The following is a 23,542-nucleotide window of genomic DNA, read 5'->3' on the forward strand; positions in this document are numbered from 1 at the left end:
CTATTTGTGTTTGTTTTTCTGTGCTTTCGCACCTGCGATAACCTCGGTGATCTCCTGGGTGATCGCTGCCTGTCTTGCCCGGTTATACTGAATCGATAAGGCTTTCAGCATCTCGCTGGCATTCCGGTTCGAGGCATCCATGGCTGTCATACGGGCGTTCTGCTCGCTGCAGTAGGATTCTACCAGACAGCCGTATATCGTTCCCACTACATAGTTCGGAATGATGGTATTTAACACTTCATCTGCGGACGGTACCAGCATGATCTCCTCATGATGTACATCCGCCGGAATTCCCATTTTCAGTTCGGTATGGAACGAAGCTTTCTTTAACGGAAGCAGCTGAAGAGTCTGTGTCTCATTGGTCACAGCATTTTCCATGTTGGTGTAGATCACATGGATCTCATCCAGTTTTCCTTCCAGATATTCCTCTACCATACGCAGCCCGATCATACGGGCACGGTGCATGGAAGGCTTCTGAACCGTAAAGTGGAAATCCATATCCACAGACACGTCCGGCAGTGTTTTCTTTGAAAAATACTGCCGACCCAGTTCTCCAAGAACAAACAGACTGTGTTTTCCTTCCCACTGCAGCTGCTCTTCTGCCATCTTGATCACGTTATGGTTATAAGCACCTGCCAGTCCTTTGTCTGCTGTTACGATGATGTGACCGATCTTCCGGTCTTTTTTCGGAATCTCCGGTCTCGCATCGAAGAAAGCATGCTCAATATCCGGCACATGACGCAGGATACGGCGGATCGCGGACTGCATCTCAAAGAAATAGGGCTCTGTATCTGACAGCGCTTTCTTTGCTTTCTTCATCTTGGATGATGAGATCATGTACATCGCATTGGTGATCTTCATGGTGTCCTGGATACTCTTGATCCGGTCCTGTATCTCTTTTACATTTGCCATATTAACACCTGCTCTTCTTGAATTCCTCTGCCACTTCTACGATCTTTTCTGTCAGTTCATCGCTGAGAACTTTTTTATCATTCAGTTCATCGATGATCTCTTTATGCATATCTGCAAAATACTGCAGCATATCCATCTGGAATGCTTTCAGTTTGCTTACTTCCACATCTACCAGAACTTTATGTGTTGCAGCTACCAGAGTGATAACCTGCTGTGGCATGGAAAGCGGATTACATAATGGCTGTTTTAACAGTTCCATCAGACATTTTCCATACTGTAACTGCGCTTTGGTTGTCTCATCCAGATCGGAACTGAACTGGGTAAATACTTCCATCTCACGGTACTGGGCCAGGTCGATACGGATACTTCCTGCTGCTTTCTTCATGGCTTTTGTCTGTGCCGCACCACCTACACGGGATACGGAAAGACCAACGTTTACGGCCGGACGCATACCGGAGAAGAACAGATCACTTTCCAGGAAGATCTGACCGTCAGTGATGGAAATAACGTTTGTCGGGATATAGGCCGACAGGTCACCCGCCTGTGTCTCGATGATCGGCAGTGCTGTGATAGATCCGCCGCCTTCTTCATCGCTCAGCCGGCTGGAACGTTCCAGCAGTCTGGAATGCAGATAGAATACGTCACCCGGATAAGCTTCACGTCCCGGAGAACGCTCCAGCAACAGGGACAGGGCACGGTATGCAACCGCATGTTTGGACAGATCATCGTATACGATCAGTACGTCTTTTCCTTTGTGCATAAAATATTCTGCCATAGCGGTTCCCGAATAAGGTGCAATGTACTGTAACGGTGCACAGTCACTGGCTGTAGCAGAAACGATGATGGTGTAATCCATAGCATCATGTTTGGTCAGTGTATTTACCAGTTTTGCAATCGTAGATGCTTTCTGACCGATGGCAACGTAGACGCAGATTACGTCTTTGCCTTTCTGGTTTAAGATGGTATCGGTTGCGATCGCTGTCTTACCGGTCTGACGGTCACCGATGATCAACTCACGCTGTCCACGTCCGATCGGGAACATGGAGTCGATAGACAAGATACCGGTCTCCATAGGAACACTGACAGATTTTCTCTCAATAATACCAGGTGCTTCTCTTTCTACCGGATAGTAGTCGTCTTCTTCTACAGCTCCCTTTCCGTCAATCGGCTCACCCAGCGCATTGATAACTCTGCCGACAAATCCTTCACCGACCGGGATTCCGGCTTTCTTTTTCGTACGTACCACACGGGTACCTTCTTTGATTCCTGTATCTTTACCGAACAGGATACATCCGATGGTATCCTGACGGATATCCTGAACCATTCCTTTTTCGCCGTTTTCAAAAGTTACGATCTCGCCGTACATCGCATGATCGATTCCATAGATCGTTGCGATTCCGTCACCGACACTGATAACCTTACCGGTTTCCTGTTCCTGACACATGGCATCGTAATTTTCGATTTTCTCTTTCAGAATGGAAATAATTTCTTCTGAGCTGATTGTGCTCATTTCTTTCACCTCCGGATCAATCGTTGTTGCAGCTGACGGACTCTGCCGCGCAGACTCCAGTCAAATTCCCGGTCTCCCACACGAAGAACAAATCCTCCGATCAGGTCCGGCTGCTGTTCAACAGTCATTTCCACGCCATTGACGCCATAGGTTTTCCTGACGAACTGTTCCATCTGAGCTTTCTGATTCTCATCCGGCTCATGGACGCAGTACAGCGTAGCGGCCACAATTCCCTTTTCCTTTCTTACACAGGCCCTGTAGCTTTCCAGCATGTCATCGATCTGATCACATCTTCGCCGGTCACTGACTGTCTTTAAAAAGTTGTGTAAACTCTTCGGGAATATTGTTTCTATAATCTCATGCTTTACCTCTTTGGTAAGAGTCGGATCATTGAGAATTTTCACCAGCTGAGGCGCCGCACACAAAGCCGCTTTCATCTGTTCCACATCTTCTGCGGGAACTCTCAGATCATAAAGCACTTTTCCATAACGATCAGCGGTCTGTGTCATTGGCCTCACCTGCTTTTTTCAAAAATTGTTCATACAGCGCACCATCGCTGTGTGGATCGGTTCCTTCCTGCAGGATACGGGATACTGCTGTCAGAGCCAGTCCTGCAACTTCGGACTGCATCTCTTTCATTGCCTTTTCCCGGTCCAACTCCACATCTTTTTTGGCCGCTTCTTTTATCTTTTTCGCCTGTTCATCCGCTTCTCCCAGAATCCGGTCGTACTCAACCTGTGCATTACCTCTGGCTTTTTCAACCATCTGGAGCGATTCTTCCTTCGCAGATGCAAGGGCTTCTTCATATTTAACCTTCAGTTCCTTCGCCTGGCTCTCCTGGGCTCTGGCACTTTCCAGACCCTGTTTCACCATCTGCTCTCTCTTATCCATGATCGCAGTTACCGGTTTGATCAGGAACTTTTTCAGTAAAAGGTAGAGAATGATGACGTTGATAATGGTCCAAACCAGATTTAAGTCTATCCGTAACACCCTTTACTCACCTGCCTTTCTCGTTTTTCTCATGTTTCGGTAATGGTGATTAGCCAAGGAAGAAGATGATCAGCAGACCGATAACGAAACCGTAGATAGCTGTTGCCTCTGCCAGTGCACAACCAAGAAGAAGGGATTTGCTGATTTTGCTTTCTGCTTCCGGCTGTCTTGCGATTGCGTCTACTGCTTTACCTGTTGCCAGACCGATTCCCAGTCCTGCTCCGATACCTGTTAATACTGCTACTGCTGCTCCGATTGCTACTAACATAATGTTTTCTCCTTTTCTCTTTTCACTTTTTCAATTAAGTTTACTCAATAGCTTCTTTGATAAACAGTGCTGTCAGAAAGACAAACACATATGCCTGAATCAGTCCGTCGAAAATATCAAAATAACAGGTCAACGGTACAGGCACCAGTACAGGGGCTACTGCTTCGATCAGTTTCATGACAACGAAGGAACCCAGTACGTTACCGAATAATCGCATACACAGGGATACCGGTCGGATGAAGATTTCCAGAATGTTGATCGGCAACACCACCGGTGTAGGTTCTGCAAAACTCTTCAGCCACTTTTTTCCGCCTTTTGCATGGATTCCGGCAAATTCAATTAATACAATGCTCATGATTGCCAGAGCTGCTGTTACATTCATGTCTTTAGTTGGTGGTTTAAATCCCAGAATACCAATCAGATTGGCTACGCCAATATAAATGGCCACCGACATCAGATAAGGAATATACATTTTTCCTTTTTCACCAAGAATATCTTTGAAGAAATCCTGTATGACACCGATCACTGTTTCCAGTGCCAGCTGGCGTTTACTGATGTTTTCAGGTTCCACCTGGAGATTGCGTGTAAGTAATATGGAAATTACTACCAGTGCAGCCATAATGATCCAGGTTACAACCACCGACTCTGCGATTTCAATTCCTCCAAACAGGGGGATCGTAAAGGCAGTGTCACAGTTCAGCTCTTCCAGTAATTTACTTGCTAAATCCGTTTCTCTCCCTCCCTTTCCTTAACTTTTAATAAGCAAAATGTGACTGTTCCGTACCCTCGTAGGATATTTCCTGCTGAATAGTCACTTAAAACTTCTTATTTATATCCTCTCCATAAATCCGAAGTTTTACAAATTTTACTTCTGAATTTTTCATTTGTCAACATTCCTATTTTTCATGTTTGTTTTCGTCAATTTTTCCCGTATTTTAGCGAAACTGACCATTAGTCGTTTTATTATTCACAAAATCCTGTGTATTTTTATGCTATTTTTCATTTTTCCAGGTTTTCTTAAAATTCGCCAGCTCGAAACCTGTCTTTTTTTAGTTATTTTTTATATCTTTTTTAGTTATTTTTATCATTTTGTGAATTCGTAGATACCGATGCCGGTAGCCAGGGCCAGGTTTAACGAATCGATATGATCGGTATGACGGATCACCACACTTTGTCCTTCATCCGCAAAACTGTCCGGCAGTCCGGTAGCTTCATTTCCGAAGATCAGGGAGTAGGTCTCAGTGGTGTCTCTCTGAAGCTCCTGCAACGGCACAGCTCCCTTTAGCATAAACGGATAAAGGCTTCTGTTACCCGCCTGTTCTTTGTAGGCTTCAAAGCTTGGGAAATAACAGAAATTCAACTGAAACAAAGATCCCATCGAGGCCCGTACTACTTTCGGGTTAAATACATCCACACCCGGCTCTATGATCGCAAGATTTTCAATACCAAAACCGATGCTTGTCCGGATGATCGTTCCCATATTCCCCATATCACTCGGGTTGACAAGAACGATATGATCCGCTGTCGGATCCAGCTGGTTCGTGTACTTTTCAAACACACCGACAGCGAAGATGTTCTCTTTGTCTCTGAGCTTTTCAACCACTTTTGCGGCCCGTTCAATCGGTATATTGTGCCGGTTACACAGATCAGTGATGATCTCCAGTTGAGTCTCACTGTTCATATCCGGGTGAAGCAGGACTTTCAGCACATGTTCCGGCTGATTTTTCAGCAGTTCGATCGTCGGGAAAGCGCCGAAGGTGTAGGAGTGATTCATTTTTTTTGCGTATTTTTTTAACGGTACATCTCGGTTCATAAGTTTTCTCCTTTTGTTTATTCAGAAGGTCTTTTTCGACCTATAGATTTTGAATTTTCGTATCAGACATTAAAAAAGCACCGTCCCCGATGCTCCATGTCATCGAAAACAGTGCTTTAAGTGCGCCTTCAGGGATTCGAACCCTGGACAAATAGATTAAGAGTCTACTGCTCTACCAGCTGAGCTAAAGGCGCTTGTATCTGTAACGCAAGAACTATTATATCATCCGTATAGAAAAATGCAAGTCTTTTTTTACAATTTTTTTCGTTTTTTTTCATTTTTCTTTCTCGCACACAGGGTATCGTCCAGCTCTGACAGACGTTTGTGCAGATCAGTCAGTTTGCGGTCGATTCTGGGGTTGTTGTAACTCCAGTCGTAGAAGCGGTTGCGGCAACAGCATTTTTTCCCCATCTTCTCACGGATCCTTCAAAGTTCTGTTGTTATAATATGATATGAAGGAGAAAGAATCCGGTCCACAGCGGGTTATTCCGCTGCGCCGGATCATTTTCTCTTCTTATCGGTGAATGATCATTTTATGGATCGGGTTTCCCGCCCGGGAGAATTTTTCTTCGTATTCGGTCATTACATTTCCTTCCATCAGCTTTGCATCATGATGAAGATCAAAAGTCGAAGCGTCCAGAACCCAGCCTGCTTCTTTCACTTCTTCCAGTGAGAACTCAAACAGTGGGCGGTTATCGGTCTTGAACTCTACCGTTCCCTCCGGTGCCAGGATCTTGTCGTAACGCTCCAAAAACCGGCGGGAAGTCAGACGGCGTTTTGCATGACGCTCCTTCGGCCATGGATCCGAAAAATTCAGATAGATCTTATCCACTTCTCCTTTCTCAAAGACATCCGGCAGATTTCGTGCATCCATACGGATAAAATACAGGTTTGGCAGATCTTCTTCGAGCAGTTCTCTCTTCTGCACCGCACGAAGCAGTACACTGTCATACATCTCGATCCCCACAAAATTACGATCCGGATGCAGGCGCGCCATATCCATGATAAAACGTCCCTTTCCCATTCCCACTTCAATCTGTACCGGCTGCTCATCGCCAAAAAGCTGTCCCCATGTTCCCTTGTGTGTCTCCGGTTCCTGTACCACATAATCGCTGGCTGCAATCGTCTCTTTAGAGCCGGGTATATTCCTTAACCTCATATATTATTTTCCCTCCAGGTATTTTCTTGTGTAAAACAGCTATGTCGCGCTTTATTCTACTATAAAAGAGGCATACTTGGAAAGAACTATTTTTCAATATGAATATGAATAAATTTGTTATACATTTCCAACAATTTGTATACATATAGACAGTTCTGATTTACTTTCTGATCGAATAGGTGTATGATGATGATAAATTTTAAACAAAGGAGCAGGGAAAAATGGAATCTGTAATCGACAAATTATCCGAAATCGAGACAGCCGCTTCCCGCATTATGGAATCTGCTGTCGAAGAAACCCGACGTCAGGACAACGCGGCCGAGGAACGTACCTCTACTTATGATAACGATACGGATGCTCAGGCTGCCAGAACACTGGAAGCTGCCAAACGCACTTTGCAGGAACAGGCCGATCAGGAACTGGAACACCTGAAAACCTCCACCGAACGTTCCCTCAGGCACATGGATGCTTATTATAAGGAACATAAAGATGCGTTATGCGACAAGATTTACCACAAAATAATCAGGATGTGAAGTATATGGGATCATTATTATCTTACAGTGGTCTGACCACGAAGATCCGAGCCATGCAGAGCAGACTGCTGACTGATGAGCAGTACCGGGAACTGGCAGAACTCAAAAGCGTTCCCCAGGCAGTTACCTATCTGAAACAGCAGCCCGCTTATGAAGCGATTCTGGACTCTCTCTCAGAAGAGGCTCTGCACCGCGGAAAGATTGAACAGCTTCTGGTGAATTCGATTTATCGCGATTTTACCAAGATTTATCAGTTTTCCAACATGGAGCAGCGCAAATTTCTCAATCTTTATTTCGGACGATACGAAGTGTCCATCATGAAAGAATGTCTGAATAAAATCTTTGACCACAGAGATGTAAATCTGGATCTTTCTTTATTCAAACCATTCTTTGATAAGCACTCACAGCTGGATATCAACCTGCTGACCGCGTCCCAGTCCATGGAAGAATTTGTCAGTCATCTGCGGGGAACCAGTTATTACCAGCCACTGACAGCACTGTCCGGTCTGGAAACACCAACGCTTTTTGACTACGAGATGGCACTGGATCTTTCTTATTTTTCTGCCATATGGAAGACAAAAGACAAGATTCTCTCCAAAAAGAACTTGGAAGAGATCACCAAAGCCTACGGAAACAAATTTGATCTGCTGAATCTTCAGTGGATCTACCGTTCCAAACAGTATTACCATATGACCGCTGCCGATATCTATGCACTGCTGATTCCTGTGAATTACAAGCTGCATAAAAAGGATATCGCTGCTCTGGTAGAAGCTGAGACGATGACAGCATTCGAATCACTTCTTGACCGGACCTACTATGGACGACGTTACGAAAAACTGAACTCACATACGCTTGAAGAGATGTACAGCAGCATCATGAAACATGTCCTTTCCGGAGAAAGCAAAGCGGATCCTTATTCGGTATCCACAATCTACTGCTACCTCTACCACAAAGAACATGAGATCGACCGGCTGACAACGGTACTCGAATGTATTCGTTACAGTATCCCACCGGAAGACACCATGCGCTATATCTCGAAATCGTAAGTAAAAAAAGCACCGGGGGATGTAATTATGATTGAAAAAATGCAATTTGTAAGCATCACCGGACCAAAAGCCGATATTGACCGGGTGGTGGATCAGTATCTTTCCCGATACGAGATCCATCTGGAAAATGCTCTTGCACAGCTGCAGACGTTAAAAACACTGACTCCTTATCTGCAGATCAATCCCTACAAAGGACTTCTGGCAAAAGCACTGGAATACGAAAAGCTTTTGGACTCCGGAAACATCCAGACGAATCTCACCATGACGCTGGATGAGGCGGTCGCACTGATCGAATCCTTCGATCAACAGCTGACCCGAATCAACGAACAGAAAAAAGAGCTGGAAGATCAGAAAAAAGAGCTGGAAGAACTCCTGACACAGCTGGAACCTTTCCTCTCACTTGACTTTGATATTTCCCGTTTTCTGCAGTTCCGCTATATGACCTGCCGGTTTGGTCGTATCAGCAGGGAATATTACAACAAATTTGAAACGTATGTCTATGGCAGTGAAGAGACACTCTTCTACCCATGTCATAAAAATGACCGGTATATCTGGGGCTTTTATTTCTGCCCGACCAAAGTGACTGACCGGATCGATGCAGTCTACGCATCCATGCATTTTGAACAGCTGGATGTTCCTGAAAAGCTTTACGGCATTCCTTCTCAGGTACAGGTACAGTTAACCGGACAGTTGCAGCAGACAGAAAAAGAGCTGACAAAACTACAGGATACCATTGCCGAACTGCTGCAAAAGCAGGGTGAAAAACTCTATGCCGCCACACGGAAACTGGAAAGTCAGTCCCGCAACTTCGATATCCGCCGGCTTGCCGCCTGCACCAAAGAAGATAACCGGGAAGTCTTTTATATCCTGTGCGGCTGGATGTCTGTCACAGATGCCACAGCTTTTCAGAAAGAAATCGCGGATGATCAGAATCTCTACTGTTTCGTAGAGACAGATCCGTATTCCACAGCACACGGCGAACCGCCGACCAAGTTAAAGAATCCGAAGATCTTCCGTCCTTTTGAGATGTTTGTGAAAATGTACGGTCTGCCGTCCTATCACGAGATGGATCCTACGATCTTCGTGGCACTGACCTATATGTTTATCTTCGGTGCGATGTTCGGTGATGCCGGTCAGGGAGTCTGCCTGGTGATCGGTGGATTTCTTCTGTATAAGTTTAAGAAGATGGATCTGGCGGCCATCATCGGTACTGCAGGTATTTTCTCCACTTTCTTCGGTCTGATGTTCGGCAGCATCTTCGGTTTTGAAGATGTGATCCCCGCTCTCTGGCTGCGTCCGGTGGAGGCGATGTCCAATCTGCCGTTCCTTGGCACGTTAAATACGGTATTTGTCGTTGCAATCGCTTTCGGTATGTTCCTGATCCTGATTACAATGATCTTTCATATTATTAATGCCGTTCGCATGAAAGATGTAGAAGGCATTTGGTTTGACCAGAATGCTGTGGCAGGACTGGTGTTCTACGGTTCCCTGGTCGCTGTGATCTTCCTGTTTATGACAGGTCACACCCTTCCCGCAGGTGCGGTTCTCGGCGTGATGTTCGGTATTCCGTTAGTGATCATTATGCTGAAGGAGCCTCTGGCAAGAATGGTGAAAAAAGAAAGTCCCGTCATCGAGGGAAGCAAGGGCATGTATTTTGTACAGAGCTTTTTTGAACTCTTCGAAGTCATGTTAAGTTATCTGTCCAACACCCTTTCTTTCGTCCGTATCGGCGCTTTCGCCGTCAGCCATGCCGCTATGATGGAAGTCGTACTGATGCTTGCCGGTGCAGAAGCCGGAAGCCCGAACTGGATCGTCGTGATCCTTGGAAATATTTTCGTTACCGCGATGGAGGGTCTTATCGTAGGTATCCAGGTACTCCGTCTCGAATATTATGAGATGTTCAGCCGTTTCTATAAAGGAAGCGGAAGAGCTTTTCAGCCATTTTTAAAAAAATCCAAAAATAAATAAGCAGGAGGATATTATTATGTCAACTATTATCGAAATTCTTACCGCCGTAGCACTGATTCTCAGCATCATCATCCCGGGAGGCGCATTTCTTCTGGGCGAGAGAAACAAAAAACGTTACAAAAAGTCTCTGGCAGTCAACTGTTTCTTCTTCTTTGGCACACTCCTTGTAGGAACCATCGCCATGTTCGCCGGTGCGCAGAACGTACAGGCTGCTACTGATGCAGCCGGAAGTGGTCTTGCAACCGGTCTTGGCTATCTCGGTGCCGCTCTCGTAACCGGCCTGTCCGGTATCGGTTCCGGTATCGCCGTAGCAAGTTCTGCAAGTGCAGCCCTGGGTGCTATCAGTGAAGACGGTTCCCTGTTCGGTAAATCCATGATCTTCGTAGCCATGGCAGAAGGTATTGCTCTGTATGGTCTGATCATTTCCTTCATGATCTTAGGTAAACTTTAATCCTTACAAAGAGGTTTTGCTTTATGAAAATGTATCTGATCAGTGACAACATCGACACCCAGACGGGCATGCGGCTCGCCGGGGTGGACGGTGTGGTGGTGCACGAAAGAGAAGAACTGCGCACCGCTCTGGAAACGGCTCTGGCCGATAAAGAAATCGGGATTCTTCTGCTGACAGAAAAGTTCGGCAGAGAATTCCCGGAAATTGTGGATGAGGTGAAGCTCCATCACAAGGTACCTCTGATCGTGGAGATCCCCGACCGTCACGGTACCGGCCGGAAACCGGATTTTATCACCTCTTATGTCAACGAAGCCATTGGACTAAAACTGTAACTATAAATCAAAGAGGGTGAATACATTGACTATCGAAGAAAAATTACAGCATTTTTATACAGCCTCCATCGACAGTGCCATGCTGGAGGCACAGCAGGTGCAGACACAGCATCAGGAAGCCCTGGATAAGATTTTCCAGGAACATAAAGAGACCAAAGAACGGCAGATTCAGTCTCATATTCAGGCGGAAACGGACAATCTCAAACGCGAGATCAACAAAACCGTCTCTGCCAGACAGCTGGAATACCGCCGTCTTCTTTCCGATAAGACCGAAGAGATCAAGCAGCAACTGTTTCACGATGTGGCGGAGCGTCTTGCACAGTTTCGCTCCACACCGGAATATCTGGAATATCTCTCCCGGCGGATCCAGGAAGCCCGCGACTTTGCCGGAGAAGATGCCCTTGTGGTTTATCTTGATCCCGCAGACCAGAACTGGATCCCGGAACTTGCCGCACGCTTCGGCTTTGCCCCGGTAGTATCCAGAGAAGCTTTCATGGGCGGTATGCGCGCCGTGATCCGCTCCAAAAATATATTGATAGACAACTCATTTGCTACTTTACTCAGGGAAGCAAAAGAAGAATTTGTCTTTGCCGGAGGTATGACAGATGAATAAAAAAGGAATCATTTATGGAATCAACGGACCAGTTATTTACCTGAAAGGAAATACTGGTCTTCGTATGTCTGAGATGGTACATGTCGGCGAGGAGTATCTGGTAGGGGAAGTCATCTCCCTGTCAAAGAAAGCCACCACCGTACAGGTCTTCGAGGAGACCACCGGTCTGAAACCCGGCGCAGAAGTTGTCGGAACCGGAGATGCCATCTCCGTAACACTGGGACCCGGGATTCTGAACAACATTTTCGACGGTATCGAGCGTCCGTTAAGTGAGATCGCCGCCCGTTCCGGCAAATACATCACCCGTGGTGTCAGCGTCGACTCTCTGGACACCGCAAAAAAATGGGATGTTCATGTGACCGTCTCCGAGGGCGATCATGTGACCGGCGGAACCGTCATCGCAGAAACCCAGGAAACTGCAAGTATCCTTCACAAATCCATGGTTCCTCCGGATGTGGAGGGAACCGTTATCAAAGCAGCCGCTGACGGCGCTTACACGATCCTGGATCCGATCGTCACACTGGAACTTGATGACGGAACCACAAAAGAACTGACGCTGTGCCAGAAATGGCCGATCCGTGTCCCGCGTCCGACCAAAAGACGTTTCCCGGCATCCAAACCGCTGATCACCGGTCAGCGTATCCTGGATACCATGTTCCCGATCGCAAAAGGCGGCACTGCCGCTGTCCCGGGTGGTTTCGGTACCGGAAAAACCATGACGCAGCACCAGATCGCCAAGTGGTCCGATGCGGATATCATCATCTATATCGGCTGCGGCGAGCGTGGGAACGAGATGACACAGGTACTCGAAGAGTTCGGGGAACTGGTGGATCCGAAAACCGGGCATCCGCTGATGAACCGTACCGCTCTGATCGCCAACACTTCCAACATGCCGGTTGCTGCCCGTGAGGCTTCAATCTACACCGGTCTGACACTGGCAGAATATTACCGTGACATGGGTTACGATGTCGCGATCATGGCAGACTCCACCTCCCGTTGGGCAGAGGCGCTGCGTGAGCTTTCCGGACGTCTGGAAGAAATGCCTGCCGAGGAAGGTTTCCCGGCTTATCTGGCTTCCCGTCTGTCCGCTTTCTATGAGAGAGCCGGCATGATGGAAAACCTGAACGGAACCGAGGGAAGCGTATCGATCATCGGTGCCGTATCCCCGCAGGGCGGCGATTTCTCCGAACCGGTTACGATGAACACCAAACGTTTCGTCCGCTGTTTCTGGGGACTGGACAAATCACTGGCTTACGCGAGACATTTCCCGGCGATCCACTGGCTGACCAGTTACAGCGAATATCTGAATGATCTGGCACCATGGTATCAGACCCATGTAAATAAAAACTTTATTGATCTTAGAAATCAAATCATGGCTCTTTTAAATACCGAGAGCAGCCTGATGGAAATCGTAAAACTGATCGGCAGCGACGTTCTCCCGGATGACCAGAAACTGATCCTCGAGATCGCCCGTGTGATCCGTCTGGGCTTCTTACAGCAGAACGCCTTCCATGCAGACGATACCTGCGTACCGCTGGAAAAGCAGTATAAGATGATGGAAATCATTTTATATCTGTATAAAAAAGCAAAAGCCCTGGTAACCATGGGTATGCCTATGTCTGTCCTGAAAGAGGACAATATTTTCGAAAAGATCATCGCCATCAAATACGATGTGCCAAACGACAAACCGGAAATGTTTGATGATTATAAAAAAGCAGTAGATACCTTCTACGATAAAGTACTGGAAAAGAACGGATAAGGAGGATGGAATTATGGCAATTGAATATCTTGGCTTAAGTGAAATCAATGGTCCTCTGGTAGTTCTGGAGGGTGTCAAAAATGCAGCATATGAAGAGATTGTAGAATTTACCATCGACGGAAAAGAAAAGAAACTGGGACGAATTGTGGAGGTCTACGAGGACAAAGCCGTGATCCAGGTTTTCGAGGGTTCCGACAATATGTCCCTCGACAACACCCACACCCGTCTGACCGGTCACCCGATGGAGATCGGTCTTTCCGAGAAGATCCTGGGACGTACCTTCGACGGTATCGGCAACCCGATCGACGGTCTGGGACCGATCGTGGCAGACACCAAGGCAAATATCAACGGTCTGCCGTTAAATCCGGTCACCCGTGAATATCCGCGTAACTATATCCGTACCGGTATCTCCGCAATCGATGGTCTGACCACCCTGATCCGTGGACAGAAGCTTCCGATTTTCTCCGGAAACGGTCTTCCTCACGATCAGCTTGCCGCACAGATCGTACAGCAGGCTTCTTTGGGTGACAACACTGATGAAAAATTCGCCATCGTGTTCGCAGCGATGGGTGTCAAATACGATGTCGCTGAGTTCTTCCGCCGTACCTTCGAGGAAAGCGGTGTATCTGACCACGTAGTCATGTACCTGAACCTGGCAAATGACCCGGTCGTCGAGCGACTGATCACACCAAAGGTGGCACTGACTGCCGCTGAGTATCTGGCTTTTGAAAAAGGTATGCACATTCTGGTTATTCTGACCGATATTACCTCTTTCTGTGAGGCGATGCGAGAAGTATCTTCCTCCAAGGGCGAGATTCCTTCCCGTAAAGGTTATCCGGGTTATCTCTACAGTGAACTGGCTACGCTTTACGAGCGTGCCGGTATCGTACAGGGCGGCACCGGATCGGTCACACAGATCCCGATCCTGACCATGCCGAACGACGATATCACCCACCCGATCCCTGACCTGACCGGGTATATCACCGAAGGTCAGATCGTTCTGGACCGACAGCTTCACGGACAGGCGATCTATCCACCGATCAACGTACTGCCGTCTCTGTCCCGTCTGATGAAGGATGGTATCGGTAAGGGATATACCAGAGAAGATCACCAGGACGTAGCGAACCAGCTGTTCTCCTGCTACGCAAAAGTAGGAGATGCCAGAGCACTTGCTTCCGTTATCGGTGAAGATGAACTCTCTCCGTTGGATAAGAAATATCTGATTTTCGGAAATGCTTTTGAACATGAATTTGTCGGTCAGGGACCGATGGAAAACCGTACGATCACAGAAACGCTGGATATCGGCTGGAAACTGCTCGGTCTGCTTCCGAAAGAGGAACTTGACCGTATCGATACGAAGGTGCTGAATCAGTATTATCAGCCGACCGACATTGATCTTGTGGAACAGGCTGTCGCTGACGCGAAGTCTATGATGGAATAAAAGGGGGGATTTTATGGATCCAAATACCTTCCCTACCAAGGGAAATCTGATCCTTGCCAAGAATTCCCTGGCGCTTTCTCTCCAGGGATTCGACCTGATGGATAAGAAACGAAATATCCTGATCCGTGAAATGATGAACCTGATCGATGAGGCGAAGGGTATCCAGTCGCAGATCGATGTGACCTTCCGTGAGGCGTATGCGGCGTTGCAGCGGGCAAATATGGAGATCGGTATTAATACGGTACAGACGATTTCTTATACGGTTCCGATCGAGGATTCGATTCGTATCAAGACCAGAAGTATCATGGGTACGGAGATTCCGTTGGTGGAATCGGAATCTTCCGGGGATGCTCCGACGTATGCGTTTTATAGCACAAAGGAATCTCTGGATGCGGCGAAGCATGCGTTTGAGAAGGTGAAAGAGCTGACGATCCGGCTCTCCATGGTGGAAAATGCAGCGTACCGGCTGGCAGCGAATATCAAGAAGACGCAGAAACGGGCAAACGCGCTGAAGAATATCACGATTCCTCATTATGAGCAGCTGACGAAAGACATCAGCAATGCACTGGAGGAGAAGGAGAGAGAGGAATTTACCAGGCTGAAGGTGATTAAGAGGATGAAAGGAGCCGGGGGGTAAACCCCGGCTCCTTTTTTGTTGCATTGCATATCAATAATTGGTCCAGTGGACCAATTTTGATTATGTTACCTCGGCCACCGGTCCTCTTTCTTCGGAAGTGGCTGGAATTTTTTGTGTGGGGCGGTCTGGTACCAGTAGGCTACGCTGGCTACGTCATCCTAGAGCGTGTCTGAAAAATCATTTCCGCAATCCGCAAGTCCCAGTTTGTGGGAGATTTTACCATTCTCGACTTCTATTGCAAGATAAAAAGTGTTAAATTTCCTCTTTCACACAAAATCGTGTTTTCTTTAAATTGTTTGAAAATTCACTACAATTTTCTCCACTATTTGACTACAAAAAAGTCAATAGGTTTTCCACACTCTTTTTGTCGAAACAGCGATTTATCACTTATTCACAAAACATTTGTTTCTTTTTTCGTTATGTAAATCACGGTTGTCCACACGAAAAAATGTGGATAAAGTGGATAACTTTGTGTATAACTTGATTTTACGGCATTTCCAGCATTTTCCTGTGTGGATAACTGGAGTATAACTTTTTCACTATCCACCGCAATTGTGTGAATTTCAGACACAACTTGGTACTTTTTAACAAAAGCCTCTTTTTATCGCTGTTTTCGCCGGTTTCTCACCGGCATTTTTCCTATGTGGCACCTGTCCGTTTTGCGTTTTTACAGGGCGGATCTGTGTCTTTCTTGTAACGACACTTCGGTTCGTCATATCTTTCCCCCGGCTTTCGTCAATTTTTCTGTTATCCACATCACAATACACAGCTCACAAGCCTTGTCGCTCTACAGATTTGTTATTACTGTAGTAAAAAGCATACAGTGCAAAGAGATACTTTTTCTATTTCTCTGTACTATATGCTTTCAACATTCCTCTTCTGTTTCTATTGTTTCATCCCCTGTCCAAAGATGTCGGACAAACTCAAAATCTTTCTGCAAGCAAACTTGCGTCAACCTTCTGCCCTTTTGCCCCTGGTATCATACAGATCCTGCTGTGCCGAATTCACGCAGTTAGCGCCGTCTGCTGCCGCCGTAATGATCTGGCGCAGTTCCTTGGTTCGGATGTCCCCTGCTGCGTAGATGCCCGGCACGCTGGTTCTTCCGTCTTCGCCGGCTTTGATATATCCGTACGCATCCAGTTCCACCAGTCCTTTTACAAATCCCGTATCCGGTACGGTTCCCACGGCAATAAAGACACCGTCCACATCCAGCTGATGTTCCTCACCAGTCTTTGTCTGTTTCAGAGTTATCCACTGTACCTGCTGCTCTCCGCCGATCTTTTCCACCGTAGTATCCCAGATACAGGTGACATTGTGGAAACCTTTCAGCGCATCCTGCAGTACCTGCGCCGCCCGCAACTGATCTCTCCGGTGGATCAGATATACCTGCTTACAGCTTCGCGCCAGGAAAATTGCATCCTCCACAGCCACATCACCGCCACCGACAACAGCCACCGTCTTATCCTTAAAGAAAGCCCCGTCACAGGTCGCACAATAAGAAACTCCCACCCCGGACAACTCTTCCTCCCCGGGAACCTCCAGCTTCCGATGCACCGCACCCGCCGCCAGAACAACCGCCTTTCCACGATAATCCGCCTTCTTCGTGTGAACAACCTTCCAGTCTCCGTCCAGTGAAATCCCCTTCACCTTCCCTCTCACAATCTCCACACCAAGCCCGGTCACATGCTCCTTCATCTTCTCCGCCAGTTCCAGTCCCCCAATCCCCGGCAGCCCCGGATAATTATCCACCTCATACGTGTTCACAATCTGACCGCCCTGAATAAACCCACTCTCCAGAATAACCACCTTCAACCCGGCACGCTTCCCATAAACCCCCGCCGTCAACCCCGCCGGCCCAGAGCCTACAATAATCATATCATACACATTCTCACACATACACTTCGTCTCCTTTATCTCATAAATGAATTATCATAAAACCTTCACTGGATTGCCCATCACCCAACACCGATTGCAGCAACCATTTCCCCCATTCCATTAAAATTTGTAGAAATCATTTTTTCAGCCCATATTTCTCCGTCCCCACTGGCTACATTCTAACATATTTCCTCATCGATTCCCATACACTGATAGTAATTCCCACCTCCCATGGAGTCCTATGCATATTTCAAAACTCTCCAAAAAAATTTTCATCCCCCTCTTAATTCTCCTGTGTTTCCTAACCTTCCTCCTGGTGCGTGTCCTCACCTACTCCTACTTCATCAACCGCCGTTTCCGCGCCTGCACCAATACCATCTTCACCGCCGATGTATCCGCCAACCCTCTGAACCTCCACTACACCCTCGCCTACCCCGAGTCCACCGGTATCAAGGACTACTCCCTCTCCCTCGGAGCCTTCGACCCCACCCAGCTTTCCGCCCAGAAGATCCTCCTCGAAAACCGCCGCAATCTGATAAACTCCTTCCCAACCAAAGATCTTTCCCCCGACAACCAGCTGACCCAGCAGATCCTCTCCCTCTACTACGAAACCCAACTGCTCCCCGCCAACCAGTACCTCCTAGATGAAACCTTAAGTCCCTCCCTCGGCACTCAGGCGCAGCTTCCTGTTCTCCTCGCCGAATACACCTTCCGCAACAAGGACGATGTCCAGAACTACCTGAAAATGCTCACCTCCGTGGACACCTACTTTGAAAGCATCCTCACCTTCGAAAAACAAAAAGCCAAAAACGGAACCTTTATGAGCGATACCACCGTCGACCGCATCATTGACCAATGCAGTGCATTTATCCAGAACCCGGAGGATAACTACCTGGATTCCGTATTTTCCGAAAAAATCCAGAGCCTCTCCGGCATCTCTGACCAGAAAAAAGCAGCCTATCAGAAACTTCACCACCAGATTCTTACCGGTCAGGTGCTTCCTGCCTACCAGTCTCTGATCGATGGCCTGTCCCTGTTAAAAGGAAGCGGGAAAAATCCGGGCGGACTCTGTCAGTTTACCGGCGGCAGTGCCTACTACGAATATCTGATCAAAAGCAGCTGCGGTGTCTACGATACCGTACCGGAGATTCAGTCCCGGCTGATCCGCCAGTTTCAGACGGATCTTTCTGCTGCCTCACAGCTTATGGGCGATAACACCGCTACACAGGCATTTGCCAGTGAGGTATTTCTTCCTATAATAAATACCCAAACCGGCGGTAACGCTTCGAAAGCACTCACATTTTCAGCCGGACTGATTGACACAGCCTCCGGCCTGTCCTTTACTTCCACACCTGCCTCCGCCGAAGGCTCCCCCGAACAGATCCTGAAGACACTGCAAAAGCAGATCCAAAACGATTTCCCAGACGCCCCTTCCACCTCTTATGAAGTAAAATATGTCCACCCGGATCTGGAAGAGCATCTGAGCCCTGCCTTCTACCTCACGCCGCCAATTGACACGTTAAGTCCCAATGACATTTACATCAACCGTCACGCGAACATGGGAGGACTGGAACTTTATACCACGCTGGCACACGAAGGATTTCCGGGGCATCTTTATCAGACCATTTCGTTTGCTGCCTCCAGCCCGGATCCTGTCCGTCATCTGCTCCCTATGGGTGGTTATGTGGAAGGCTGGGCAACGTATGCGGAATCCTTCGCCTACCGCTATTATCAGCCGGAAACCACCGACGGACAGTTTGCCTGGCTCAACCGCTCCCTGAATCTGTGCATCATGTCCCTTCTCGATACCGGGATCCACTATAACGGATGGAATCAGGCGCGCTGTGCCACCTTTTTATCACAGCTTGGAGTCACAGACACGGCGATCCAACAGGAAATCTATCAGGTGATCGTGGAAGATCCTGCCAACTATCTGAAGTATTACCTCGGCTGCCTGCAATTTCTCGATCTGCAACAGGAAGCACGCGAACTTGCCGGAGATGCTTTCAACCTGCGGGATTTTCATAAAAAAGTACTCGCCATCGGTCCCTGTCAATTTCCAGTATTAAAGCAGGCGGTCATAACCTCTTATTCTTCCTGATGCAAATACCTTTCTGTGCAATACATACCCGCTTTCCATCAAATCTCCAAATGCATTACTGCATTTCTCCGAAAAAAATGCTATACTGAAACCAATCATACGATACTCCCGGAATCCTGCTGCCAGAACAGCGGCAACGGCTTCCGGGAGCCCATACTAAGGGAAAGGAGTTTACATGCGATACGAATGAAGATAAAACAACATACGATTTATTTACTGCTTCTTTTTTTGCTGACTCTTTTCCCTCTCTCCGGCTGTGTTTCCGGTTCCTCATCGGGAAAACAGACCGATACCGAAACAAAGACCGAAGCAAAAACGACATCCCGTGAAACTTACACCGATGTCTGTACACCGGAAGCCAGCCAGACCACTGTATATGGAGATGACACCACATCGCTGGATGCCTCCCACACGGAAAACGGCTATCTGATGCTCTGCTATACCGGTGAGGTTTCCAAGATAAAGTTGCAGATTATGATTCCCGACGGCACGGTATACACCTACACACTGAATCCGGATGCCTATGGAACATATGAGACATTTCCTCTGTCCGGGAGCAACGGTACTTACCAGGCGGATCTCTATGAAAATGTCACCGATGACAAATACGCACTGATTTTTTCCCAGAGCCTCGATGTGACGCTGAAGGATGAATTTCAGCCGTACCTGTACCCGAATCAATATGTCTGGTTTACCAACGATTCCAAAGTAACCAAAAAGGGACAGGCTCTGTCCTAGACTTCCGCAGATGATCTCGACTATGTACAGCAAGTTTATCACTATGTCATCGAAAATATTACCTACGACGAACAGAAAGCGGAAACGGTAGCATCCGGCTACATTCCGGATCCGGATGCCACGATGGAGGCAGGGACAGGCATTTGCTTTGACTATGCTTCCCTGATGACCGCACTGCTCCGCTCCCAGCATATCCCCACAAAACTGGAGGTTGGATATTCGGGAGAAGCCTATCACGCCTGGATCAGCGTATATCTGGACGAGGTTGGCTGGGTAGACAATATCATAGAATTTGACGGGAAAGACTGGTCCCTGATGGATCCCACCCTTGCCGCCAGCAACAGTGCCGACTCGGTGAAAAAATACATCGGTGACGGCAGCAACTACACCGTAAAATATTCCTACTGATTCAGGGAGGTTCTTATGAATAAAAAACAACAGCCATTTTTTAACCCGGAACTTTCCGGTTTTTGTTCCCAGATGGCGATGATCCTTCATTCCGGTATCTCACCACTGGAAGGAATCACTATTATGCTGGAAGATTCCACATCCGAACAGGAAAAAGAAATTCTCCAGAAAATCCTGGATACCCTGATGGAAACTGCCGACTTTTCTCTTTCTCTGAAAGAAACCGGCTTATTTCCGTCCTATCTCGTTCATATGGTACAGATCGGTGAGGAGACCGGTACTCTCGACGAAGTAATGTCCGCACTCGGTGAACACTATGAACGCGAGGACAGTATCGCCAAAAGTATCCGCAACGCAGTGACTTACCCGATGATCATGATCGGTATGATGCTGGTGGTCATTCTGGTGCTTCTCGTAAAAGTCATGCCGATCTTCAACCAGGTATTTGTCCAGTTGGGGACGGAGATGACTGGCTTTTCCGGTGCACTGATGCAGATCGGTAACGCCATCAGCCGCTATTCTGTAGTCCTGGTAGTTCTTCTTGCCGCCACCGCCGCTGCACTGTTTTTTGGAAGTCGTACGGAAAAAGGAAAGGCAGTGCTTGCAAAATTTGCGAAGCATTTTCGTTTCTTTTCGTCTATGGCACAGCAACAGGCGGGCTGTCGGTTTGCCGATGTGATGAATCTGGCTCTCCGAAGCGGTCTGACCCCCGAACGCGGGCTTGAACTTGCCGCCATGCTGAATCAGGATCCTGATTTTCAGATAAAACTGGACGATTGTCAGAAGCAGGTAAACGAAGGCGAAGATCTTTCTCATGCTTTATTTACCTCCGGGATCCTTACCGGTACTTATGCGCGCCTGGCTTCGATCGGGCAGAAGACCGGCTCCATGGATCAGGTGATGAAACAGGTTTCCGATATGTACCAGGAAGAGATCGATACCCGGATCAGCAACACACTGGCGGTTCTGGAACCGTCCCTGATCATCGGACTCTCTCTGATCGTCGGTATCATTCTGTTATCGGTCATGCTTCCACTGATGGGCATTATGTCCGGTATTTAACAGGAGGGACTGCCTATGTATCGGTTTCAGATCACACCACAACGGAAATCCGGAAAAAAACTGTGGTTTTCTCTGTTTTTATTCATTCTGTTGATTCTGCTGTTTTCTCTGGGAACCTCTTCCCTTTCAGAAAATACAGTCCGCAGACAAAAGGACAGTCTGACCCAGGCGCTGAACCGGGATATCACCTACTGTTATGCAACAACCGGACAGTATCCGGAAAGTCTGGAAGCCATCAAAAAAGACTACGGGCTGATCTATGACGATTCCCTCTTTTTTGTAGACTACCGGACACAGGGCTCTAATATTTATCCGGAAGTTACAATCATAGAAAGGGGACGGTAAACGATGAAATCATTTTCCCAGAAGCGCCATGCCATTGATTTTCTGTTTCCGGTCACGGTATTTTTTGTATTTACCATCTCGGCTCTGACCGTGATCCTTTTGGCAGCGCAAATCTATCAGTCAACGACGGATGATTCCCAGAGAAATTATACCTCCGGTACTGCTCTTTCCTATCTGACGGAAAAGCTGCGGCAGAACGACCGGGAGGACGGGATTTTTCTGGACGAGCTGGACGGCACGCAGGCGGTTGTCCTGCTGCAGGAAACGGATGACGCTTCCTACCTTACTTATCTGTACGCCTGGGACGGACAACTCCGGGAACTGTATGTGAAAGAAGGGACAACACTCTCTCCTTCTGCCGGAAAGAGCATCCTCCCTGTCAAAGAATTTTCTGTGGAAGAAAGCGCCGATCAGGTGATCACCTTCCACTGCACCGATACTTCCGGGGACACCGCAAGCGCGGTCTATGCGATCCGCTCTTCCTCCCGTTAAGTCTATGTACTTTCGGAGTATGTGTATATAAAGGAGAAACCTATGAAACGAAAACCAACCGCCAATCCATCCAGTCTTTTTTTGCTGGAGCTGATCTTTGCCATTCTGTTTTTTTCGGTGGCAAGTGCTGTCTGCGTACAGGTTTTTGTAAAATCCCATACGCTCAGCACTGAGGCACACGATCTGACGCAGGCTTCCCGGAGAGCAGAAGATGTGGCAGAACTGATCACCGCCTCCACTTCTCTGGATGATATGAAAAATCTTCTGGAAGATACCTACAGCGATTCGGTGGAAATCTCGTCAGAGGATTTCACGGTCTTCTATGATTCTGATTTTGCTCCCTGTTCTCAGGAGACGGCTGCCTGGCAGTTATCCGGAACCTGGTCGCTGAACGGACAACTTCTGGATGTGCAGCTGGATGTCGCAAAACTGACATCCGGCGTCGACGCAGATGTTTTCTATCAACTGCCTGTCAAACATCATTTGCAAAGGAGGGACTGACTATGAAGTACAAGAAGACATCCTTTTCTTTTATTCATATGGGTGCACCGTCCTTGCTGATGATTTTTCTGGTGCTGTGCCTGTTTACTTTCGCACTGCTTTCTTTGTCCAGTGCAAAAAACAACCGGACACTCAGCCAGCAGTCCGCCGACCGGATCCAGACATATTATCAGGCATCATCACTGGCGGAAGAAGCACTCGATCAGATTGATACGATTCTTTCTGATGCTCACACCGACTGCGGTGCAGAATCCGCGGACACTGCCGATTACCAGAAAGAAGTAACGGAAAAATTAGAGAATTGTTCTGTGGACGGAGTTTCTGCGTTTACGGTGGATTTTACAAAAGGCGAAGGAACTCTGGCCTTTCAAGTTCCTGTCAGTGAGAGCCAGCAGCTCTCGGTGGTTCTGACACTTCCGGCGCCTTCCGACTGCCAGAACGGATATTACCGGATTACGCAGTGGACTACGGAAACTACGGATAGCTGGGATGGGGACGACACGTATCAGCTGCTTTCTCCAATCAGCTGATCGACCTTTCTTTTCATTGCTAATTTTCTCTCCACATGATATATTTGAATAAATATAA

At 47.6% G+C, this 23,542-nt stretch carries 28 protein-coding genes, 1 tRNA gene and 1 pseudogene; 17 read left to right on the forward strand and 13 right to left on the reverse strand.

From position 1 onward, the window contains the following. The 10 genes from atpG to trmB form a co-directional block, all read right to left on the reverse strand. Positions 1 to 912 (reverse strand): ATP synthase F1 subunit gamma, encoded by a 912-nt coding sequence (gene atpG / locus ETP43_RS15245; protein WP_129259086.1) that lies wholly within the window; start codon positions 910 to 912, stop codon positions 1 to 3. Position 913: 1 nt separating this feature from the next. After that, the gene (gene atpA / locus ETP43_RS15250) at positions 914 to 2,422 is read right to left on the reverse strand and encodes a F0F1 ATP synthase subunit alpha (protein ID WP_106491206.1); all 1,509 of its coding nucleotides are present in this window, start codon (positions 2,420 to 2,422) and stop codon (positions 914 to 916) included. Between the two features lie 5 nt (positions 2,423 to 2,427). Then, positions 2,428 to 2,931, reverse strand: a complete 504-nt coding sequence (gene atpH, locus ETP43_RS15255; protein WP_129259088.1) for an ATP synthase F1 subunit delta — start codon at positions 2,929 to 2,931, stop codon at positions 2,428 to 2,430. After that, positions 2,915 to 3,412: a F0F1 ATP synthase subunit B gene (gene atpF / locus ETP43_RS15260; protein WP_129259090.1), complete on the reverse strand. Its 498-nt coding sequence runs from the start codon at positions 3,410 to 3,412 to the stop codon at positions 2,915 to 2,917. Before atpF ends, atpH begins: the two co-directional genes overlap by 17 nt. Positions 3,413 to 3,461: 49 nt before the next feature. After that, positions 3,462 to 3,680 carry an ATP synthase F0 subunit C gene (gene atpE, locus ETP43_RS15265; protein ID WP_022171504.1) on the reverse strand — a complete coding sequence of 73 codons (219 nt, stop codon included), beginning with the start codon at positions 3,678 to 3,680 and terminating at the stop codon, positions 3,462 to 3,464. 40 nt (positions 3,681 to 3,720) lie between these two features. Beyond that, the gene (locus tag ETP43_RS15270) at positions 3,721 to 4,389 is read right to left on the reverse strand and encodes a F0F1 ATP synthase subunit A (RefSeq protein WP_129259092.1); all 669 of its coding nucleotides are present in this window, start codon (positions 4,387 to 4,389) and stop codon (positions 3,721 to 3,723) included. A 375-nt stretch (positions 4,390 to 4,764) separates the two neighbouring features. Then, positions 4,765 to 5,493, reverse strand: a complete 729-nt coding sequence (locus ETP43_RS15275) for a TrmH family RNA methyltransferase (RefSeq protein WP_022171506.1) — start codon at positions 5,491 to 5,493, stop codon at positions 4,765 to 4,767. A gap of 121 nt (positions 5,494 to 5,614) precedes the next feature. Then, positions 5,615 to 5,687: transfer RNA gene (locus tag ETP43_RS15280), tRNA-Lys, on the reverse strand. Positions 5,688 to 5,745: 58 nt separating this feature from the next. Beyond that, positions 5,746 to 5,904 carry a hypothetical protein gene (locus tag ETP43_RS17180; RefSeq protein WP_164979751.1) on the reverse strand — a complete coding sequence of 53 codons (159 nt, stop codon included), beginning with the start codon at positions 5,902 to 5,904 and terminating at the stop codon, positions 5,746 to 5,748. Positions 5,905 to 6,007: 103 nt separating this feature from the next. Next, the gene (gene trmB, locus ETP43_RS15285) at positions 6,008 to 6,652 is read right to left on the reverse strand and encodes a tRNA (guanosine(46)-N7)-methyltransferase TrmB (protein WP_129259094.1); all 645 of its coding nucleotides are present in this window, start codon (positions 6,650 to 6,652) and stop codon (positions 6,008 to 6,010) included. 221 nt (positions 6,653 to 6,873) lie between these two features. Between trmB and ETP43_RS15290 the strand changes: the two genes are divergently transcribed. Genes ETP43_RS15290 through ETP43_RS15330 form a run of 9 tightly spaced genes read left to right on the forward strand, consistent with a single transcriptional unit; the run spans position 6,874 to position 15,432 of the window. Next, complete coding sequence (locus tag ETP43_RS15290; protein WP_129259096.1) at positions 6,874 to 7,185, forward strand: hypothetical protein; 312 nt, start codon at positions 6,874 to 6,876, stop codon at positions 7,183 to 7,185. A 5-nt stretch (positions 7,186 to 7,190) separates the two neighbouring features. After that, positions 7,191 to 8,231, forward strand: coding sequence for a V0D/AC39 family V-type ATPase subunit (locus tag ETP43_RS15295; protein WP_129259098.1), 1,041 nt, complete (start codon positions 7,191 to 7,193; stop codon positions 8,229 to 8,231). 27 nt (positions 8,232 to 8,258) lie between these two features. Further along, entirely contained in the window at positions 8,259 to 10,199 is a 1,941-nt protein-coding gene (locus ETP43_RS15300) for a V-type ATP synthase subunit I (RefSeq protein WP_129259100.1), read from the forward strand. Between the two features lie 16 nt (positions 10,200 to 10,215). Then, the gene (locus tag ETP43_RS15305) at positions 10,216 to 10,650 is read left to right on the forward strand and encodes an ATP synthase subunit C (RefSeq protein ID WP_118577171.1); all 435 of its coding nucleotides are present in this window, start codon (positions 10,216 to 10,218) and stop codon (positions 10,648 to 10,650) included. 23 nt (positions 10,651 to 10,673) lie between these two features. Beyond that, positions 10,674 to 10,982: a V-type ATP synthase subunit F gene (locus ETP43_RS15310; protein WP_022171513.1), complete on the forward strand. Its 309-nt coding sequence runs from the start codon at positions 10,674 to 10,676 to the stop codon at positions 10,980 to 10,982. A 25-nt stretch (positions 10,983 to 11,007) separates the two neighbouring features. Next, the gene (locus ETP43_RS15315; protein ID WP_129259102.1) at positions 11,008 to 11,595 is read left to right on the forward strand and encodes a V-type ATP synthase subunit E; all 588 of its coding nucleotides are present in this window, start codon (positions 11,008 to 11,010) and stop codon (positions 11,593 to 11,595) included. Continuing rightward, the gene (locus ETP43_RS15320) at positions 11,588 to 13,354 is read left to right on the forward strand and encodes a V-type ATP synthase subunit A (protein ID WP_129259104.1); all 1,767 of its coding nucleotides are present in this window, start codon (positions 11,588 to 11,590) and stop codon (positions 13,352 to 13,354) included. Before ETP43_RS15315 ends, ETP43_RS15320 begins: the two co-directional genes overlap by 8 nt. Positions 13,355 to 13,367: 13 nt before the next feature. Continuing rightward, positions 13,368 to 14,795 (forward strand): V-type ATP synthase subunit B, encoded by a 1,428-nt coding sequence (locus ETP43_RS15325; protein ID WP_129259106.1) that lies wholly within the window; start codon positions 13,368 to 13,370, stop codon positions 14,793 to 14,795. Between the two features lie 13 nt (positions 14,796 to 14,808). Beyond that, the gene (locus tag ETP43_RS15330) at positions 14,809 to 15,432 is read left to right on the forward strand and encodes a V-type ATP synthase subunit D (RefSeq protein WP_129259108.1); all 624 of its coding nucleotides are present in this window, start codon (positions 14,809 to 14,811) and stop codon (positions 15,430 to 15,432) included. Between the two features lie 148 nt (positions 15,433 to 15,580). Here ETP43_RS15330 and ETP43_RS18830 read toward each other — a convergent pair whose 3' ends face one another. The 3 genes from ETP43_RS18830 to trxB form a co-directional block, all read right to left on the reverse strand. Next, positions 15,581 to 15,655, reverse strand: a complete 75-nt coding sequence (locus tag ETP43_RS18830; RefSeq protein ID WP_408608704.1) for a DUF6783 domain-containing protein — start codon at positions 15,653 to 15,655, stop codon at positions 15,581 to 15,583. 361 nt (positions 15,656 to 16,016) lie between these two features. Next, positions 16,017 to 16,148: a hypothetical protein gene (locus ETP43_RS17965; RefSeq protein WP_279222207.1), complete on the reverse strand. Its 132-nt coding sequence runs from the start codon at positions 16,146 to 16,148 to the stop codon at positions 16,017 to 16,019. Positions 16,149 to 16,383: 235 nt separating this feature from the next. Next, positions 16,384 to 17,328, reverse strand: coding sequence for a thioredoxin-disulfide reductase (gene trxB / locus ETP43_RS15335; RefSeq protein ID WP_129259110.1), 945 nt, complete (start codon positions 17,326 to 17,328; stop codon positions 16,384 to 16,386). Between the two features lie 220 nt (positions 17,329 to 17,548). On the opposite strand from trxB, the gene ETP43_RS15340 reads away from it, so the two are divergent. The 8 genes and pseudogenes from ETP43_RS15340 (at position 17,549) to ETP43_RS15370 (ending at position 23,484) form a co-directional block, all read left to right on the forward strand. After that, positions 17,549 to 19,408, forward strand: a complete 1,860-nt coding sequence (locus tag ETP43_RS15340) for a DUF885 domain-containing protein (protein ID WP_129259112.1) — start codon at positions 17,549 to 17,551, stop codon at positions 19,406 to 19,408. A gap of 186 nt (positions 19,409 to 19,594) precedes the next feature. Beyond that, positions 19,595 to 20,146: a hypothetical protein gene (locus tag ETP43_RS17795; protein WP_243114311.1), complete on the forward strand. Its 552-nt coding sequence runs from the start codon at positions 19,595 to 19,597 to the stop codon at positions 20,144 to 20,146. Positions 20,147 to 20,164: 18 nt separating this feature from the next. After that, positions 20,165 to 20,554: pseudogene (locus ETP43_RS17800) on the forward strand (transglutaminase-like domain-containing protein); the annotation flags it as partial. 15 nt (positions 20,555 to 20,569) lie between these two features. Continuing rightward, positions 20,570 to 21,616: a type II secretion system F family protein gene (locus ETP43_RS15350; RefSeq protein ID WP_129259114.1), complete on the forward strand. Its 1,047-nt coding sequence runs from the start codon at positions 20,570 to 20,572 to the stop codon at positions 21,614 to 21,616. Positions 21,617 to 21,631: 15 nt separating this feature from the next. After that, positions 21,632 to 21,961, forward strand: coding sequence for a hypothetical protein (locus tag ETP43_RS15355; protein ID WP_022398722.1), 330 nt, complete (start codon positions 21,632 to 21,634; stop codon positions 21,959 to 21,961). 3 nt (positions 21,962 to 21,964) lie between these two features. After that, on the forward strand, positions 21,965 to 22,453 hold the full coding sequence (locus tag ETP43_RS15360; protein ID WP_129259116.1) for a DUF4860 domain-containing protein: 489 nt from the start codon (positions 21,965 to 21,967) through the stop codon (positions 22,451 to 22,453). Between the two features lie 42 nt (positions 22,454 to 22,495). After that, positions 22,496 to 22,954, forward strand: coding sequence for a type IV pilus modification PilV family protein (locus ETP43_RS15365; RefSeq protein WP_129259118.1), 459 nt, complete (start codon positions 22,496 to 22,498; stop codon positions 22,952 to 22,954). 2 nt (positions 22,955 to 22,956) lie between these two features. Beyond that, positions 22,957 to 23,484 carry a 6TM ABC transporter family protein gene (locus tag ETP43_RS15370; protein WP_129259120.1) on the forward strand — a complete coding sequence of 176 codons (528 nt, stop codon included), beginning with the start codon at positions 22,957 to 22,959 and terminating at the stop codon, positions 23,482 to 23,484. Positions 23,485 to 23,542: the final 58 nt, after the last annotated feature.

This window comes from Blautia faecicola, assembly GCF_004123145.1.
In the GTDB taxonomy this organism is placed as follows: domain Bacteria; phylum Bacillota; class Clostridia; order Lachnospirales; family Lachnospiraceae; genus Oliverpabstia; species Oliverpabstia faecicola.